Origin of the sequence: Chitinophaga pollutisoli (assembly GCF_038396755.1) — a bacterium.
Classification (GTDB): Bacteria; Bacteroidota; Bacteroidia; order Chitinophagales; family Chitinophagaceae; genus Chitinophaga; species Chitinophaga pollutisoli.
In genome coordinates, this window is the sequence record NZ_CP149822.1 from 1207644 (window position 1) to 1226995 (window position 19352).

6 protein-coding genes are annotated in these 19352 nt (G+C 56.0%); 2 read left to right on the forward strand and 4 right to left on the reverse strand.

What is annotated here, in order from left to right; all coding sequences use genetic code 11:
* Positions 1 to 13 precede the first annotated feature (13 nt).
* Both WJU16_RS05085 and WJU16_RS05090 read right to left on the reverse strand, forming a co-directional pair.
* Positions 14 to 1024: a type IX secretion system membrane protein PorP/SprF gene (locus WJU16_RS05085; protein ID WP_341837240.1), complete on the reverse strand. Its 1011-nt coding sequence runs from the start codon at positions 1022 to 1024 to the stop codon at positions 14 to 16.
* A 30-nt stretch (positions 1025 to 1054) separates the two neighbouring features.
* Positions 1055 to 14287 carry an Ig-like domain-containing protein gene (locus WJU16_RS05090; RefSeq protein WP_341837241.1) on the reverse strand — a complete coding sequence of 4411 codons (13233 nt, stop codon included), beginning with the start codon at positions 14285 to 14287 and terminating at the stop codon, positions 1055 to 1057.
* A 272-nt stretch (positions 14288 to 14559) separates the two neighbouring features.
* Here WJU16_RS05090 and WJU16_RS05095 point away from each other — a divergent pair, with 272 nt between their 5' ends.
* Positions 14560 to 15201: a response regulator transcription factor gene (locus tag WJU16_RS05095; protein ID WP_341837242.1), complete on the forward strand. Its 642-nt coding sequence runs from the start codon at positions 14560 to 14562 to the stop codon at positions 15199 to 15201.
* Here the strand turns inward: WJU16_RS05095 and WJU16_RS05100 are convergent.
* Both WJU16_RS05100 and WJU16_RS05105 read right to left on the reverse strand, forming a co-directional pair.
* Positions 15164 to 17518 (reverse strand): HAMP domain-containing sensor histidine kinase, encoded by a 2355-nt coding sequence (locus WJU16_RS05100; protein WP_341837243.1) that lies wholly within the window; start codon positions 17516 to 17518, stop codon positions 15164 to 15166. The two genes, WJU16_RS05095 and WJU16_RS05100, sit on opposite strands and share 38 nt — an antisense overlap.
* Positions 17449 to 18216 (reverse strand): two-component regulator propeller domain-containing protein, encoded by a 768-nt coding sequence (locus tag WJU16_RS05105; protein ID WP_341837244.1) that lies wholly within the window; start codon positions 18214 to 18216, stop codon positions 17449 to 17451. The genes WJU16_RS05100 and WJU16_RS05105 overlap by 70 nt, the downstream gene beginning before the upstream one ends.
* Before the next feature lie 425 nt (positions 18217 to 18641).
* Between WJU16_RS05105 and WJU16_RS05110 the strand changes: the two genes are divergently transcribed.
* Positions 18642 to 19286 (forward strand): response regulator transcription factor, encoded by a 645-nt coding sequence (locus tag WJU16_RS05110; protein WP_341837245.1) that lies wholly within the window; start codon positions 18642 to 18644, stop codon positions 19284 to 19286.
* Positions 19287 to 19352: the final 66 nt, after the last annotated feature.

Here is a 19352-nt window from a genome sequence, read left to right on the forward strand (position 1 = left end):
TGATGCTAATTGATTAGAAATACCTCGGACTGATGATCCGATCGCCGTTTTGCTTTCTGGGGAAAAGAAGCCCGATGGAAATCTCGTGCGATCCCGACTGGTAATTGGCGATTCCGCTGATCGCAAAGTCGTAGGAATAACCGATCCGGATCCTGTCTGACGCAAAATATTCCACCATGGCGCTTGCCGCATTGGCGCGCCGGAGACCGTCCTGCAGCTTCTCTTTATTCAGCAGTGGAACAGACGACCGGTACGATCCCCCGATCCAGATCTGGTCGGAGATAAGCGCAAACAGGTTGAGGTCGACGTTGGTGGGGCCATTGAAATCTTCCTTGATCATGATGGAAGGTTTCAGGCGCAGGTGTTCATCAATATTGATCATCCCGCCCGTTGTAAAATAAACGTGGCGGGTTCTTTTGATGACCATGTAATCGCGGGCGTGGCCGGCTACATAAACGGTATTGTCGAGTGTTTGCGAAAACAGCTGGAGCACGGAAGCGCCCGCATAGAACGACGGCGTATAATAGTACACGCCGAAGCTCGCGTCCGGTTTGAAGGTGCTGATCTTTCCAGTGGGGGCATAAGGATCGTTGGGGTCCGTAAGCTGCAGGGAGTTGCCTGTAACACTGTACTGCGCCACACTCACATTGAAGCCCAGGTTCAGTCTGCGCGAACCGGATTCGTTCAGGGGGATGCGGTAGGCATAGGATCCGGCGACGGACATGTATTCCTGCGGTCCGGATTTATCCCACAGCGCCTGGATACCGAGGCCTACTTTCTCGTTTTCGGCCCAACCGGGCAGCCCGTCGAAAGAGATGACTCCCGTTGTGGGGGCGCCTGGGAAATCCACCCATTGCTTGCGGAAGGTGGCGTTCAGGTAACCATCGCCGCGGTAGCCGGCGTATGCCGGGTTTACGGTGAGCCCGTTGAACACATACTGACTGAATTGCACTTCCTGTTGGGCCCGCGCCGGGAGTACGGCGCTTGCGGCCAGGAGCATCAGCAGATATATTTTATTGCGCATGAGCATGTTTTTTGGTCGTTCAGGAATCGGTTATTTAAGCAATTGAATCCAGCCCTTGATCACTTTATGACCCTGCGGGGTATCAACTTTCAGGATGTAATAATAGGTGCCGCCGGAGAGGCCGTTGCCATCCCAACGGTTGTCGTACCGCGGATTGTGGTACACTTCGTTGCCCCAACGGTTGAAGATGGTCAGCATCGTGCTCCGGAACTTGTGCAAGTCGGGAATCACGAAGCGATCATTGATGCCGTCGCCATTCGGCGTGATGGCATTGGGGATGAAGAAGTCTTCTTCGCCCACGTAAATGATCACCTCGGCTTCGTTCGACAGGGTGCCGTTTGCGTCGCGGACGCGGTACCGGAATGCTTCCGCGCCCTTGAATCCGGGCAGCGGGGTGAAGGTGATGGTACCGTCGGCATTAACACTGAGCGTTCCTCTTGCGGGCTGACGGGAAATAATGATGGTCGTGGGATCGAGGGATCCTCTATCGTTCACCAGCACCGGGATCACCGTCCGTTGGTCGGGCCGCATGTTGGCGGTATCGCTCACGGCTACCGGCATTACGTCTACCGTGATGGTGACAGTGGCGGTATTAGATGTGAGGTTGGCGGTGTTGCGGATGGTGTAGGTGAATTGATCCGTTCCGGTGAAACCTGCGGCCGGGGTGTATCTCACATTTCCACCAGGCAACACGGTGATGGTTCCGTTGGCGGGTATTGTTACGATTTGCACGGACGACAAGTCGATGGCGCCATTGTCCTGGCGGTCGTTACCGGCTACGTTTACGGTTACGGCGCGATCCTGGTAAGTGGATGCGGCGTCGTTCTCCGCAACGGGCGGTACCTGCGGTGTGCAGTTATTGACGGTAACGATGGCGGTCTGGCTGGCGGTGCAACCAGTGCTGTTGGTTACGGTGTAGGTGATGGTGGTGGTGCCTGCGGTGATGCCGGTTACCTGTCCTGCTGCGTCGATCGTTGCCACGGCGGGGTTGCTGGAAGACCAGGCGCCGCCGGTGACGGAGCTCGTCAGCGTGGTGGTGGCGTTATCGCAGAGCGTGGTGGCGCCGGTGATAGTGCCTGCGGCAGGCAGTGCGCTCACGGTTACGGTGGTGGTTGCGGTGGCGATGCAGCCAGTGCCTACAGTGTAGGTGATCGTTACCGTACCTGCTGATACGCCGGTTACCATACCTGCAGCATTAATCGTTGCTACCGCCAGGTCGCTGGAGGACCAAACACCGCCGGTGGTTGCGTTTGCAAGCATGGTAGTACCTGCTACGCAGACGTCCGTGGTACCAGTGATGGTGCCGGCGGTCGGGAGGGCATTCACGGTTACCGTTGCGGTAGTAGTCGCTACGCAACCGGAAGCATTGGTCACGGTATAAGTGATGGTGGTCGTACCTGCGGCAATCGCAGTTACTTCGCCATTTGCAGCAATCGTTGCTACCGCCAGGTCGCTGGAGGACCAGGTACCGCCGGTGGTTGCGTTCGCGAGTGTGGTAGTACCTGCTACGCAGACTTCCGTGGTACCAGTGATGGTGCCGGCGGTCGGGAGGGCATTCACGGTTACTGTTGCGGTAGTTGTGGCTACGCAACCGGAAGCATTGGTCACGGTATAAGTGATGGTGGTCGTACCTGCGGCAATCGCAGTTACTTCGCCATTTGCAGCAATCGTTGCTACCGCCAGGTCGCTGGAGGACCAAACACCGCCGGTAGTTGCGTTCGCAAGGGTTGTACTACCTGCTACACATACATCTGTCGTACCGGTGATGATTCCCACGGTCGGGAGGGCATTCACGGTTACTGTTGCGGTAGTAGTCGCTACGCAACCGGATGCGTTGGTTACGGTATAAGTGATGGTCGTTGTACCCGCGGCAATCGCAGTTACCTCACCATTTGCGGCTATCGTTGCTACCGCCAGGTCGCTGGAGGACCAGGTGCCGCCGGTGGTGGCATTAGCAAGCGTTGTAGTGCCTGCTACGCAGACGTCCGTCGTGCCGGTGATGGTTCCCGCGGTCGGGAGGGCATTCACGGTTACTGTCGCGGTAGTCGCGGCTACGCAACCGGATGCGTTGGTTACCGTATAAGTGATGGTGGTCGTTCCGGCGGCAATCGCAGTTACCTCACCATTTGCAGCAATCGCTGCTATAGCGGGGTCGCTGGAGGACCAGGTGCCGCCGGTGGTAGTATTAGCCAAAGTGGTAGTGCCTGCTATGCATACGTCCGTCGTGCCGGTGATGGTGCCCGCGGTCGGGAGGGCATTCACCGTCACTGTCGTGGTAGTCGTAGCTACGCAACCGGATGCGTTGGTTACCGTATAAGTGATGGTGGTCGTACCTGCGGCAATCGCAGTTACCTCACCATTTGCGGCTATCGTTGCTACTGCCAGGTCGCTGGAGGACCAAACACCGCCGATGGTGGCATTGGCAAGCGTTGTAGTGCCTGCTACGCAGACGTCCGTCGTGCCGGTGATGGTTCCCGCGGTCGGGAGGGCATTCACGGTTACTGTCGCGGTAGTCGCGGCTACGCAACCGGATGCGTTGGTTACCGTATAAGTGATGGTGGTCGTTCCGGCGGCAATCGCAGTTACCTCACCATTTGCAGCAATCGCTGCTATAGCGGGGTCGCTGGAGGACCAGGTGCCGCCGGTGGTAGTATTAGCCAAAGTGGTAGTGCCTGCTATGCATACGTCCGTCGTGCCGGTGATGGTGCCCGCGGTCGGGAGGGCATTCACCGTCACTGTCGTGGTAGTCGTAGCTACGCAACCGGATGCGTTGGTTACGGTATAAGTGATGGTGGTCGTACCTGCGGCAATCGCAGTTACCTCACCATTTGCGGCTATCGTTGCTACTGCCAGGTCGCTGGAGGACCAAACACCGCCGATGGTGGCATTGGCAAGCGTTGTAGTGCCTGCTACGCAGACGTCCGTCGTGCCGGTGATGGTTCCCACGGTCGGGAGGGCATTCACGGTTACGATCGTGGTAGTCGTAGCTAAGCAACCGGATGCGCTGGTTACGGTATAAGTGATGGTGGTCGTACCTGCGGCAATCGCAGTTACTTCGCCATTTGCAGCAATCGTTGCTACCGCCAGGTCGCTGGAGGACCAGGTACCGCCGGTGGTTGCGTTCGCGAGTGTGGTAGTACCTGCTACGCAGACGTCCGTGGTACCAGTGATGGTGCCCGCGGTCGGGAGGGCATTCACAGTTACGGTCGCGGTAGTCGTAGCTACGCAACCGGATGCGTTGGTTACTGTATAAGTGATGGTCGTTGTACCCGCGGCAATCGCAGTTACCTCACCGTTTGCAGCTATCGTTGCTACCGCCAGGTCGCTGGAGGACCAAACACCGCCGGTGGTGGCATTGGCAAGCGTTGTAGTGCCTGCTACGCAGACGTCCGTCGTGCCGGTGATGGTTCCCACGGTCGGGAGGGCATTCACGGTTACTGTTGCGGTAGTAGTCGCTACGCAACCGGATGCGTTGGTCACTGTATAAGTGATGGTCGTTGTACCTGCGGCAATCGCAGTTACCTCACCATTTGCGGCTATCGTTGCTACCGCCAGGTCGCTGGAGGACCAAACACCGCCGGTGGTGGCATTGGCAAGCGTTGTAGTGCCTGCTACGCAGACGTCCGTCGTGCCGGTGATGATTCCCACGGTCGGGAGGGCATTCACGGTTACTGTTGCGGTAGTAGTCGCTACGCAACCGGATGCGTTGGTCACTGTATAAGTGATGGTCGTTGTACCTGCGGCAATCGCAGTTACCTCACCATTTGCGGCTATCGTTGCTACCGCCAGGTCGCTGGAGGACCAGGTACCGCCGGTGGTGGCGTTCGCAAGGGTTGTAGTGCCTGCCACGCATACGTCCGTCGTGCCAGTGATGGTTCCCGCGGTCGGGAGGGCATTCACAGTTACGATCGTGGTAGTCGTAGCTACGCAACCGGATGCGTTGGTTACCGTATAAGTGATGGTCGTTGTACCTGCGGCAATCGCAGTTACTTCACCATTGGCAGCAATCGTTGCTACCGCCAGGTCGCTGGAGGACCAAACACCGCCGGTGGTGGCGTTCGCAAGGGTTGTAGTGCCTGCCACGCAGACGTCCGTCGTGCCGGTGATGGTTCCTGCGGTCGGGAGGGCATTCACGGTTACTGTTGCGGTAGTAGTCGCTACGCAACCGGATGCGTTGGTCACTGTATAAGTGATGGTCGTTGTACCCGCGGCGATTGCAGTTACTTCTCCGTTTGCAGCAATCGTTGCTACCGCCAGGTCGCTAGAGGACCAGGTGCCGCCGGTGGTAGTATTAGCCAAAGTGGTAGTGCCTGCTACACATACGTCCGTCATGCCGGTGATGGCTCCCACGGTCGGGAGCGCATTCACCGTCACATTCGCGGTAGTCGTAGCTACGCAACCCGATGCGTTGGTTACGGTATAAGTGATGGTCGTTGTACCTGCGGCAATTGCAGTTACTTCACCGTTTGCAGCTATCGTTGCTACCGCCAGGTCGCTGGAGGACCAGGTACCGCCGGTGGTTGCGTTCGCGAGTGTGGTAGTACCTGCTACGCAGACGTCCGTGGTACCAGTGATGGTGCCCGCGGTCGGGAGGGCATTCACCGTCACTGTCGTGGTAGTCGTAGCTACGCAACCGGATGCGTTGGTTACGGTATAAGTGATGGTGGTCGTTCCTGCGGCAATCGCAGTTACCTCACCATTTGCGGCTATCGTTGCTACCGCCAGGTCGCTGGAGGACCAAACACCGCCGATGGTGGCATTGGCAAGCGTTGTAGTGCCTGCTACGCAGACGTCCGTTGTGCCGGTGATGGCTCCCACGGTCGGGAGCGCATTCACGGTCACTGTTGCGGTAGTAGTCGCTACGCAACCGGATGCGTTGGTTACGGTATAAGTGATGGTCGTTGTACCCGCGGCAATCGCAGTTACCTCACCATTTGCGGCTATCGTTGCTACCGCCAGGTCGCTGGAGGACCAGGTGCCGCCGGTGGTGGCATTAGCAAGCGTTGTAGTGCCTGCTACGCAGACGTCCGTCGTGCCGGTGATGGTTCCCGCGGTCGGGAGGGCATTCACGGTTACTGTCGCGGTAGTCGCGGCTACGCAACCGGATGCGTTGGTTACCGTATAAGTGATGGTGGTCGTTCCGGCGGCAATCGCAGTTACCTCACCATTTGCAGCAATCGCTGCTATAGCGGGGTCGCTGGAGGACCAGGTGCCGCCGGTGGTAGTATTAGCCAAAGTGGTAGTGCCTGCTATGCATACGTCCGTCGTGCCGGTGATGGTGCCCGCGGTCGGGAGGGCATTCACCGTCACTGTCGTGGTAGTCGTAGCTACGCAACCGGATGCGTTGGTTACGGTATAAGTGATGGTGGTCGTACCTGCGGCAATCGCAGTTACCTCACCATTTGCGGCTATCGTTGCTACTGCCAGGTCGCTGGAGGACCAAACACCGCCGATGGTGGCATTGGCAAGCGTTGTAGTGCCTGCTACGCAGACGTCCGTCGTGCCGGTGATGGTGCCCGCGGTCGGGAGGGCATTCACAGTAACTGTCGTGGTAGTAGTGGCTACACAACCAGATGCGTTGGTCACTGTATAAGTGATGGTCGTCGTACCCGCGGCAATCGCAGTTACTTCACCGTTTGCAGCTATCGTTGCTACCGCCAGGTCGCTGGAGGACCAAACACCGCCGGTGGTGGCATTGGCAAGCGTTGTAGTGCCTGCTACGCAGACGTCCGTCGTGCCGGTGATGGTTCCCGCGGTCGGGAGGGCATTCACGGAAATGGTAATCGCCTGTTCCGTCATGCAACCCGCGGCGCTGGTTACCGAATAAGTAATAGTTGTTGTTCCGGCGGATACACCCATCACCATCCCTCCGGCATCTACTGTCGCGATGCCCGTGTTGAAAGATGACCAGGTTCCACCAGCCGTCGTATTGGTTAAAGTAGTGGTAGCACCTACGCAAACGTCGGTCGTTCCGGCTATCGGATCCACCACGGGTAATGCATCAACCGTAACCGCAGCCGTTTGCTCAATTACGCAACCCGAAGCGTTCGTTACCGTGTAAGAAATGGTTGCCGTCCCCGCGGATATGCCCGTCACCACACCAGCAGCGTCAATCGTCGCAACACCGGTATTGGAAGAAGACCAAACGCCTCCCGCAGTCGTGCTCTCCAAAGTGGTCATCGCATCCACACACACATTCATTGTTCCCGTAATCGGATCAACAACCGGCACATCATTCACCGTAACCGTCGCCGTCACCGCCAGCTCACATCCGGATGCATTGACAACCATATAAGTAATATCAGCCGTTCCTGCGGACACGCCCGTCACCACACCTGCCGCATCCACCGTTGCAACGGAGATATCAGATGAAGTCCAGGTCCCTCCTGCCGTAGCGCTCGCCAAAGCCGTGGTGGAACCCACGCACACATCCATCGTCCCTGTAATTGCGCTAACAACGGGAAGCGCGTTCACCGTAACGGTCGTCGTCACCGACTGCTCGCAACCGGATGCGTTGGTGACCGTGTAAGTGATCACAGCCGTTCCGGCGGCAATCCCCTGCACCTCTCCAGCCGTATTGATGGAAGCCACCAACGTACTGGAAGTCGACCAAACGCCTCCCGGAGTAACACTCGCCAATTGGACAGTTGCCCCTTCACACAGATCCGTAGTCCCGGTAATCGCAGCTACCGCAGGCAGCGCATTCACCGTTACGGTAGCCGTCCGCTCAGTCACACATCCCGCAGCATTGGTCACGGTATAAGAAATGGTGGCTGTACCGGCGGATACACCGGTCACTTCCCCGTTCACATCAATCGTTGCCACCGCAGGGTCGGCAGAAGCCCACACGCCGCCGGTAGTAGCACTCGACAATGAAGTAGTTCCTCCCACGCAAACGCTCATCACACCCAGGATCGGGTTTACAACCGGAAGTGCATTCACCGTCAGCGACACCGACCGGGCCGATACGCAACCCATCGCGCTGGTCACGGTATAAATAATATTCGTTGTACCTGGAGCCACAGCCGTCACTTCCCCCGCCGCGTCAATCGTCGCCACGCCAGTGTTGGAAGACGACCAGGTGCCTCCTGCAGTAAGATTCGTAAATGTAGTATTGGTTCCCAAGCAGATAGCCGCTGCGCCTGCGATTGGATCTATTACAGGCACCGGATCAACATTCACCTCAGCAGTCTGGATGGCGGTGCAACCTGCTGCGTTGGTTACTGTATAAGTAATGGTGGCCGCGCCCAGGGATACGCCAGTCACCACGCCGGCCGCGTCAACTGTCGCAATGGAAATATCGGAAGATGTCCAGGTACCGCCTGCAGTAGCGCTTACCAAAATAGTGGAAGCACCTGCGCATACGTCGGTAGTACCGGTGATCGCGGCTACAACGGGCAGGGCATCAACTGTTACAGCAGTAACCTGGTCAGCGGTGCAACCCGCTGCATTCGTAAATGTATACGTAATATTAACCGTACCGGCGGATACACCTGTCACAACGCCGGCAGCATCTACTGTTGCGATGGAAATGTCGGAAGATGTCCAGGATCCGCCTGCTGTGGCGCTTGCCAAAGCAGTGGTGGCGCCTACGCACACGTCCATAGTACCGGTGATCGGAACTACCGTCGGCAATGCATGCACCGTTATCGTAGCCGTCTGGGTAGACGTACAACCCGATGCTTCGGTGAGTGTATATGAGATCGTTGTCGTACCCGCGGAAACCGTCGTTACTTCCCCTGATGCATTGATTGTCGCCACGGTGGGGTCACTGGAAGACCAGGCACCGCCTGCGGTAGCATTTGCCAATGTGGAGGAACCGCCGATACAGATATCGGTGGTCCCGGTGATAGGCGCTACGGTCGTCGGCGATTGTACTGTCAGGCTGAATGTTACCATCGCGTTACAGCTGGCGCTGTTGGTCACCTGGTAAGAAATAGTTGTAGTACCGATAGTCAGGCCCGTCACTTCACCCTGCGAATTAATCGAAGCCACTGCCGGGTTGCTGGAAGCCCAGGTGCCTCCGGTCGTCAGGCTCGACAAGGTGATTGTGCCACCCGTACAAACGGCATTGCTGCCCGTGATCGGCGCTACGATGAGCGGCGTATTCACGGTAAACGGCGTGGTGCGCACTGTCGCGCAACCATTCGCGTCGGTCACTGTATATGAAATGGTCGTTACGCCTGGCGAGTTGCCCAAGACCGCCCCAAAGGGATCGACCAGTGCGATACTCATATCGGCAGACGACCAAACGCCACCAGGTGTAATGTTTTGCAATTGGGTAAAGTCGCCATCGCAAATGGTATTGACACCGGTGATGGCGGCCACAACCGGCGTCATGTATACGGTTACGGTCGTAGACTGCGATGTCGCGCAACCCGTAGCGTTGGTCACGGTATAAGAAATGGTGGCTGTGCCTGCTGCAATGCCCGTCACATTGCCGGCAGCGTCAATCGTGGCTACGGCGTCATTGCCGGAAGCCCACACGCCACCCGGCGTAGCATTTGTCAGTGTCGTATTTCCACCCATGCAAAGGCTTGTGGTGCCATTGATGCCACTCACCGTCGGCGGTGCGCTGACCGTAACCGTAGCGGTCTCCGTTGTTACGCATCCTCCTGCATGGTTCACGGCATATGAAATGATGGTAGTACCGGCCGTAAGCCCCGTCACTACACCAGATGCGTCTATTGTCGCTACGGTGGTGTTGGAAGAAGACCAGGTACCTCCGGGCGTGGCGTTCGCCAAAGTAGTATTCCCGCCGATGCATACTGCCATCGTACCGGTAACCGGTGTGCTTGCCGGCGGCGCATTCACCGTGATGGTCACCGTTTCGCTGGCGGTACATCCTTCCGGATTCATCACCGTATAAGTGATATCGGCCGTACCCGCCGACATGCCCGTCACAATCCCCGCCATGTCCACGGCTGCAATGCCGATGTTGGTGGAAGTCCACACACCGCCTGCAATCGCATGCGACAGCGTTGTAGTCGCTCCTTCACATACCGTAGTGGTACCGGTTATAGGCGTCATTACCGGGAGGGCGTTTACGGTTATATTGATCGTTTGGCTGGATGTGCATCCGGCCGCATTCGTTACTTCATAAGTAATAATAGCCGTACCAGCTGAAACGCCCGTCACAACGCCGGCAGTATTTACCATCGCAACAGCCGCGTCGCTGGTAGACCAGGTGCCACCCGCCAGGGTGTTCGCCAAAGGTGTAGTTGCACCCACGCATACGTCCGGCGTACCGGTGATGGCGGGAATCACGGGAAGGGCGTTCACCGTCATGGCATGCGTTACTGCATTCACGCAGCCCGCGCCGGAAGTCACCGTATAAGTAATGGTAACATTACCGGCGGCAACGCCCGTCACCACACCGGCAACGTCTACGGTAGCTACAGCGGCATCGCTGGTAGTCCACACGCCGCCGGCGGTGGCATTGGTTAATGTCTTGGTTTCACCCGCGCAGATTTCCGCGTCTCCCGCGATAGGATCCACGGGCACCACGGCCTGGGTGATCTTGATCGTATCTTTTACGTTACATCCGTCGGGGAAGGTTACGCTGACGCGGTAGGTACCGGGCGTGGTGACCGTAAGCGTTTCGCCGGTGCTGCCGTCGCTCCAGGTGTACACGGACCCGGGCGCGCCGAAGAATCCATCCGTATTCAACGTGGTGGGGAACGCACTGGCGCAAAGCTCCTGGTCGGCGCCGAGACCGAGAATCGGAGCGGCGTCGTTCCTCGGTTCGATCGTCCAGCCGGTGTTTCCTCCGAGGTCGTCGCTGTGCTCCTTCACACGGAAGGTAGCACCGCCTGTTGCATTCGATCGTTCCAGGCGGACGTAGTCGAAGAGCACGTCGCCGCTGGTTTTTACGATACTGGCTTGTGCGGTGGTCGTGCTGCGGATCTCCGTCAGTCGGCAGGGCGTACCGCTGCCGAACCATTCTCCGGTGATGGTATTGGTAGAACCGCCATTCAAACGGTATACGTTACCGGGGAAGAACACGAGCGTGCCCATGATATTGCCCGTTCCGTAAATACCGCCGCTACCTTTATACTCCACGTAGTTAACCGTGTTGCTATTTCCATTGATACCTGCCACCGATGCCGGGTGCGGGTTGCTGAATACCAAAGAATCAATCGTTACGTTCGCTAGTACGGCGTGATTATTCTGTGTCCCGGGTACAGTGATTACGTTATAAGCGCCGTAATGAATTGCAACTGCTCCCGTAATCCGGGAGTTTGCGGCATTCAGCGTTCTGTTTATCATCGGGCCGCTATACTGGAAGAAGCTGGTAAGATTGGCATTGGAAATATTGAGCTGGATGTTATTATCTATGCCGATATTGCTCAAATTTCCAAAGGAAATCGTCCTATCCGCAATGCTGAATCCTCCTGTGGTAAGCCGGACATCCGTATTCAGGTTCGCGTAGTCATTCACCATCGTCACGCTACCACCGGCAGTTTTGATAATATCCAGGTCAAAGTTGCCCCGTACACTGCCAGCGATCGTCACTTGCTCATTTCCTATCATACGGATCTGTCCATTGATGTAACCCGTCGGGTTCAAAACCATGCTGCCCCAGCACTCCGCCACCCAGGACGCGCTTTTATCGAGGATCGGTTCATTGGCAACACCGGTCCAGTCCATATTATGGAAGTAAGCGTTCCCCGTAGCAATGGTGACCGTTTTAGAGGCTGCAGTAAACCCGGAATTGGCATCGAAGAAAACATCATTGCTCACCGTCGGGATACAAGCCCCGCCAGGGCCGCCACTGGTGTTGCTCCAATGGCTGGCATCGTTCCAGTCGCCGGAACCGCCCACCCAATACCGAGCGCCGCCAGCGGCGGAATTGATGGTCCATCCGCTGTTGCCGCCGGCATCCGCACCGCTGAAAGAAATCGGCAGTGTCAGCGTACCTCCGCCGCCTGCCGCGGCCATATTCTCCATATACACGTTATCGATCTCCACGGTGGCGTCGGGCCCGAAGTTCAACGTGCTGACTGCCGCAGAACCGCTCCTGATCTCACCTAAACCGCTGCACGAAGGGTGTACCGCCCTGAAATATTTATTGATGGTAGTATTGGAAGCCAGGTAGAACGAAAAGTTCCTGTTCGGCGCCAATATCAGTGAGTCGATGTTATTACTGTTGGCACGGACTTGTCCCTTCCCCTTAAATTCAAGTCGCCGGATCGTGTTGTTGTTTAAAATGCGCGCCCCGCTCGTTAACGAAGGGTTGCTGAAAGTCAGCCAACCAAAACTGGTATGGGCCACATCCATCGGCACTTCCGCCGTGCCGGTCACTTCCACGTCGTGGTAAGTCGCAGTACGGGTAGTGATGGTACCCGTCTTGATATAGGAGTTGTTCGCGTTAACAACGTGGTACAAACCGATGACTGTCCAGTCATTCACCGTTATCACTGCATTTTCCAGATAAAGATAACGCCCGAGCGAACCGCCGGAAGAAAGCCAGTTGATATTCATCGTCCGGCCAGTCCAATCAATACCGCCCCTGGGAATCGCAATTGCGCCGGTGGCATTGGTCCAGTTATCTGTGAAAGTAACTTTGGCGATTTCACCAGTCCTGAATTTTCGTACATTCAGCCCCAGCGTTCCGAGGGTAGCCCCATTTGTCGTGAAGGTTACGTCCTTGTCGCCAGCTAAATCCAGCCCGCTATTCATGGTTACCGTGGGATCGAGGCTCACGGATCCGTATACCTTCAATACAAAAGATCCGCTCTCATTAAAGATCGGATTTGCAGCCACGCCTGACCAGGTCATGTCTTTACAATACGCATTGGCCGAGGTGGTTATGATATTGTTGCCTGCAGAAAATCCGCTGCCGGCATTGAATACCACATTGTCATTGATAAATGGAATACACGCGCCGCCGATTCCGCCACTTGTGGTGCTCCAATGTGCGTTATCATTCCAGTCGCCTGCACCGCCCACCCAATACAGTGTAGTGCCGGGAGTGGTGGGTTCTATGATGTTCCAACCGGTATTCCCTTCGTTATCAATACCATTCACGGTAACAGGTGTCATCGGCCCCTGTGCGGTCATGTTCGTCAACAGCACGTTGTCTATATCCAGGGTAGCTCCTGCCGTAAATTGCAACGTGCCTACGCCGCCATTGCCTGAAATCTCCGTAAATCCATTGCAGGGCGCACCGCCCGCCCTGAAGAGTTTATTGACGGTCACCGTTCCTGAAATGGCAATATTTTTATTGGGCATGGTAATCAGCGTATCGAAAGTGGCTGTAGCGTTGTCAACCGTACTGAATGCGCCGTTCATCTCGGCATACTGCACCTGGTTGTTTACGCCTCCCATAAACCCGCCTAACTTGAACAAGGCATATTTCACAACGTTGGAAGAAGTACGGATCGATCCCCATCCATTAAAAATCAGCGTATCGATGGTATTGTTATTGGCAATGCGGGCCTGCGAGCTTAACAAAGCCGTCGTAAATTCCAGCCGTTTAAAAGTACTCCCCACCACGGCATGTTCCCCGCTGTTCGTATTCCGGATCATCACATGATGATATGTTCCACCGTCAGACCAGAAGCGGTTGGTGTTGATCGTACTGCCGGCGGCGGAAAGTACCAACCCGGCACCTACGGCACTATAGTTAAAATTGAGTTCAAGGGTAGCATTGGTGATATCCATCGTCCGCGGCCCCGCTTGATCGGTACCGAAAGAATACATGGTGATCTTCCGGTTTGCCACATTCAATCCCCCCGTATTTAGTGTAATTGTATTCCGGTTGTACACCAAGTTCGGGATGTAATCGTCCGCGAAAGTCACCACTGCCCCGCCTGTTTTCCGGATATTATACGACATGTTAACATTCAACGGGCCATTGGCCATTACCGTCGTATTCGTGCTACCCACCAGGTCGAGCCCGATTGCATCGTAAGACACGACCGGCTGAAGCGATACATTTCCGGAAACGGAGATGACAAACGAATTATTGGACCTGTTGATCCTCGGGTTTCCGGTCAATCCCGGCAGCCAGGTAAAATTGTTACAAAACACGTTCGCATCCACCGTCACCACCCAGTTGCCAGCCTGCCCGGCCGGAGGACCAAAAATTACGTTGTCCGCACTGGACGGCACGATGCTCGGGATAGCACCCGTAGGACTGCCCAAACGCCAGTTGTTCAGGTTACTCCAGGTTCCAGTGCCCGCCACCCAATAGTAATCGGCGGCCATGCCGGATAAGGATAGCAACAATAAGACGAAAACGGATAATAGCTTTCTCATGAGGTTCGGTTAAGACAAAAAGTTAGCGGCGCCTCCGGGAGCCCGGACACGACGGTTATGAGGTATATATATGGCAAGGGGAAAGTAAAGATCAATGCATAGGAATATGAACTTTGTGGTTTTAGGAACGGTTAAAGCGGATACTCTTCTATTTTTCTAACGACGACAGGCAAAAATACCGGCCACAAATTTGTCTGTGTGTCAATCGTTTTCTATTTTTATATTGTCAGTAATTCTAACCATAGAAATATTTCTACGAATCCGAAAACCTTATGCCTTCAATTATTATTGCGGAAGACCATAGCGTCCTGAGAATGGGAGTTAAAATCATTATCGGCGCCATCTATCCTGAAGCCTATATCCGCGAAGCGGATTCCTTCTACCAGGTATTGGAATTGTTGCGGGAAGAAGCCTGCGACCTGCTTTTACTGGATATCCAGTTGCCCGGCGGCGGCCACCCGCGGATGATCGCCGAAGTCAGGGAAATCCGGCCGGCTACGCCTATCCTGGTATTTTCGAATTTTGATGAAGAAACGCATGCCATGAGTTATCTCAAAGCCGGCGCCTGCGGTTATCTTCAGAAAACAGCCCCTCCCGAAACGGTGCAGGATGCTATCCGGACCGTCCTCGGCGGCGCCCCCTGGATCAGCACGCCCATGCAATCGCGCCTGCTCGGCCATTTCCCGAAAAGCAAATCAACGGAATTCTCCACCCTATCCCCCCGCGAATTCGAAGTGATGCAAATGATGATCCGCGGCGCCTCGAACCCGGAGATCAAGGCGGCCCTCAATATCCAGTCGTCTACTCTCAGTACGTTTAAAGCAAAAATTTTCGGGAAGATGGGAGTTAACAATATTATAGAACTGGCGGGAAAGGTCAATGCATACCCCGTTCGCCCGGAAACCAGATTGTAAACCGGCTCCCAAGCCCCATTTCTGCGGTCACCGCCACATGCAGGCCCATATTATGCGCCAGCTCCTTCACGATCATCAACCCGATGCCACCACCCGCAATAGGAGCATCCAGCAATTCGCCGTTATTAAACCATTGCATCAGGTCGGCGCGCATCCCCGGCCCGGAATCCGATATCACCAGCACCGTGCCACCGCCCTCTCTCCGCGCTTCCAGTACGATGCGCCCTTTCCGCGTCACTTTCACGGCATTGTCGGTCAGGTTGTACAGCATCACCGACACCAGCAGCGCATCGCCGTATAGCATCAGCGTGTCCGGGATATCGTTCACCAACGCCGTCCCTTTCTCCCGCGCGATTTCCGCGAAGATCTGCATCACCGCATCCGCCGTATTCGCCGGTGCAAACACCGTTTCCAGCACTTCCCGGTCGCCGATCTGGCTCTTCAGGTATTTCAACAGGTTGGCCACCATGTGGTACAGGTAATGGGTGTGATCGTTCATGATCCGCGCCATCTCCGTAAACGACACCGTATCCTTTTCCTTCGATTCAAATATCTTCCGCGACAGCAGCTGCTGGTATTTCAATGGGGTAAGGATGTTGTGGCTCACCGACTGGATGATCTTGTCCTGCAGCGCCGACTTCACCTGCAGCTCGCGGGTTTTGGAGGCCACCAGCTCTTCCAGCATGTCGTTCTTCCGTTTCACGTACAAGGTCCGCAACCGGGAAACGAGCACCGTAATGCCGATCCCCAGCACCAGCAATATCCCATAAAAAACACGCGATTCGTACCAGGGCTTTTTCACGTGCAGCGCCACGATCTTGTCGGAATAATTCCCGAAACCAAATCCGTCCGGCTTGCGCACCAGCAGCGAATAATCCCCCGGCGGCAGGGCGGAAATCATCACGCGGCCATCCACCGGCAGCGGGTTCCAGATCGTATCGGGGACATTTTCGCGGATGAGGGCGTAATTCAGTTGCAGGTTCTTGCGGTTGCCCATGTAAGGGGCGCTGAACTCCAGCTGGAGGGAATTGAATGCCTCCGGAAGGTCCGCCAGGCCCTGGGGCGCCAGGGATTTCTTATCCAGCATCACCCGGTCAAGCGAAACGGGCTGCGCCGGCAGCACGGGGTGCACTGAATCGGGATGAAAATACACTACGCCGTTCATGGATGGCAGCGCCACGTACCCGTTCCCCAGTTCCGCCGCACAGGGCTGGCAGCCGCCGTTGAACTCGTTGCTGGCAAACCCGTCGTTCCGGTCGTAGTAATAATAATAAGGCAACATGCTGGTATCCCCCGCATACGCCAGCAGATCCGCCCGTCGTACCTGGAAAAGCCCTTTGTTGGTAGGAATCCAGAAATAGCCGTTCCGGTCGTAATACATACAATGAGCGTTTACAATATGCCGGTCGTTATCGTAAGGGAAAGCCGTCAGCCGCCCGTTTTTATACAGAAAGAAGCCATGGTCGTACGTCGTGATCCAGACTTCACCGGGCGCCACAACTTTGGCGCTCCGCACATATTTATCTGTAAGCCCCTTCACGGTATCGATCCTGCGCGAAGACTCGTTATATGCGTAAAAAGCGCCGTCGGTGCCGATGAACATGGTGTTGCCGTCTTCCGCGAAACAGGTGGCGTCCTCCCGGATGTTGATGAACGCTTCAGGCGCGCTTTGCGGATGGCGGCTATGGATGGTCCAGATTCCTGTTTTATGGGTACCGATCCACAACCGCTGGCGGCTGTCGCGGTACAGCATGGTAATCTTTCCCGGCAAATCCCATTCTCCGAGCACTTTGTAAGGAAACAGCCGCGTATGGCGCAACAGCGCATGCCCTTTCTGCCATACCCCTCCTGCTCCGTCGGGCGCGAGGCTGTAGCGGTCCATGCTCGTTTCCTGCCAAAGGCGCGCGGCTTCGCCGGGTTGCCCCGGTACGCGCAGGATGTATCCGGAAGACAGCAGCGCATCATTCTCCAGCGGGATCATGCTGTAATGACTGTTCACCGCTTCCGGCGCGTGTTTGCTGGCGAAAAGCTGCGGCGAAAGGATGTACAGCCCCAGTGTGCTGCTGCCCAGGTAAAGCCTTCCCGAAACTTTGTCGTAGTAAGTGCTGGTGATATTCCGCGCCGCGCCGTCGAACCCGGAGAACAGCCTGCGGGTGGTAATAACATCGCCCTGGCGCTGTGCGAGGTAAAAAGTTTTATCGAGATAGAGGATCACATGCCCCGGGGTGAGCCGGTTCCAATACACAACTATCGCACCGGGATTGCCACGGTAAGCGGGCGCACGGCGGATATCGCCTTCCAGCGGCGCGGTATGCATATCGGCGCCGAAGCGGATGGTACGCCCGTCTTTCCCGAGAAAAAAAGGATATCGCCCAGCAGGAAAAAATGCCAGCTGCCGTTGCTGCGGAAGGCATGGCGGTATTCGGTATTGTTGTTGCGGATGGAAGTCATGACCCCGTTTTCGTATCGGATCGTACGGTTGCCGCTGAGATGCCAACGGAAGGCGGTGAGATCTGCGCCCCAGCTTTGCGGGCGGTTCGGAATGCGGATATGGTAAGCCGTGCCGCTGTCGCGCTGATACAGGGGTTGCCGCCAGCGCACGTAGTCCATCCCGGCGAGGCGGGCTGTGGTATCGCGTCGGACTTCACCGTTTTCGATCAGCACCACCTCGTTGTCGTAGTTCATGGCGGAGAAGCGGTCCTCCCGGTTATGGAAAATATAGTAGAAACGGTTGTTCCTGAGCGCGGGGTGCTCAGCGTTGCGCAGCTTGAAGTGCAGCCCGTCGTACCGCACCAGCCCGCCTTCCGTCGCCAGCCAGATATACCCTTCCGGGTCCGCGGCAATGGCGTTCACGCTGTTTTGGGGCAGGCCGCTGCTGTTGTCGAAATGCTGTAACAGATATGGTGAGGTATCCTGACCGGTCTGGGCAGCCAGGGTCAGGCAATGGAATAGCAGTACCAATATGGTGATCTGTGTTCTCAGGTCTTTGGGTGGTTTCCGTTTTTTGCAGGGCAAATGTAGTGCACCGTTTTCCGAAATCCTAACTTCCGGCAAATATGGTGTATGAAGACAAGTTTGCGACATCTTCGTGTAGCCGTTCCGGGAATGCAGGGTATGAAAAAAGGTCGCCAGGAATGACAACCTTTTTCTCAAACCATATCCTTTGAAAAACCAAAAAACTTAATATACAACCTCCCAGCCTGTTCATACGGGCAAGTAGCGGGTAGTTCAAATTGCGGGTGGATAGCAGCAGAAAGCCCTGGCGGACGGGTAGATTTCCGCGCAAATCGGGTGGAAAACCGGTCGTTTTCTAAACGGGCACGAAGATACCAGAGAACCGGGGCACGGCATGTAGTAATACTTCTATTTTTCCCGAAAGAGACTGAACGCACAGCAGGTCCCTTTCAAATTCGCTAGATTTGCCGGCATATAACCTTACTATGAAATCAGTCCTCGTTTCGGAAGACCACGCCATCGTGCGTTTCGGCATCACCGCCATCATCAGGGACATCCTCGATCCCGTGAAGGTGGTGGAAGCCGCCGATTTCGATGAAACCATCCGTCAACTTTCGGAACAAACCTTCGACCTGCTCATTCTCGACATCAATATCCCGGGCGGCAACAACCTGCAAATGATCAGCGCCGTCCGCCTCCGGCAGCCCGGCATCCGCATCCTGATATTCTCGGGGTACGATGAGCAGATGTTCGGCATTAACTACATCCAGGCGGGGGCTGACGGCTACCTGGAGAAACATGCGCCAGAAGAAGAAATCCGCCGTGCGATCCTTACCATGGCCGAAGACGGCAAATATCTCACGCCCGGGATCCGCACGCGGCTGCTGGACCATCACGGCCATCACGGCCACCCCTCCTCCCCCGAAGCCGCCAATCCGCTGCTGGCGCTTTCCGGCCGCGAAAAGGAAGTGATGCTCCTGCTGGGAAAGGGCATGAGCGTCATGAACATCGCCAAAACCCTCAATATCCAGGTCACCACCGTCAGCACCTACAAAAGCCGGATATTCGAAAAACTGAACGTCAACAGCGTGATCGGCCTAGCGGAAATGATCCGCCTCTATTCCAATTAAGACAAAAAAGGCCCCTGCCGATGCAGGAGCCCCCGTTCAACGGATCTTCACTGTCTGTAAACACTA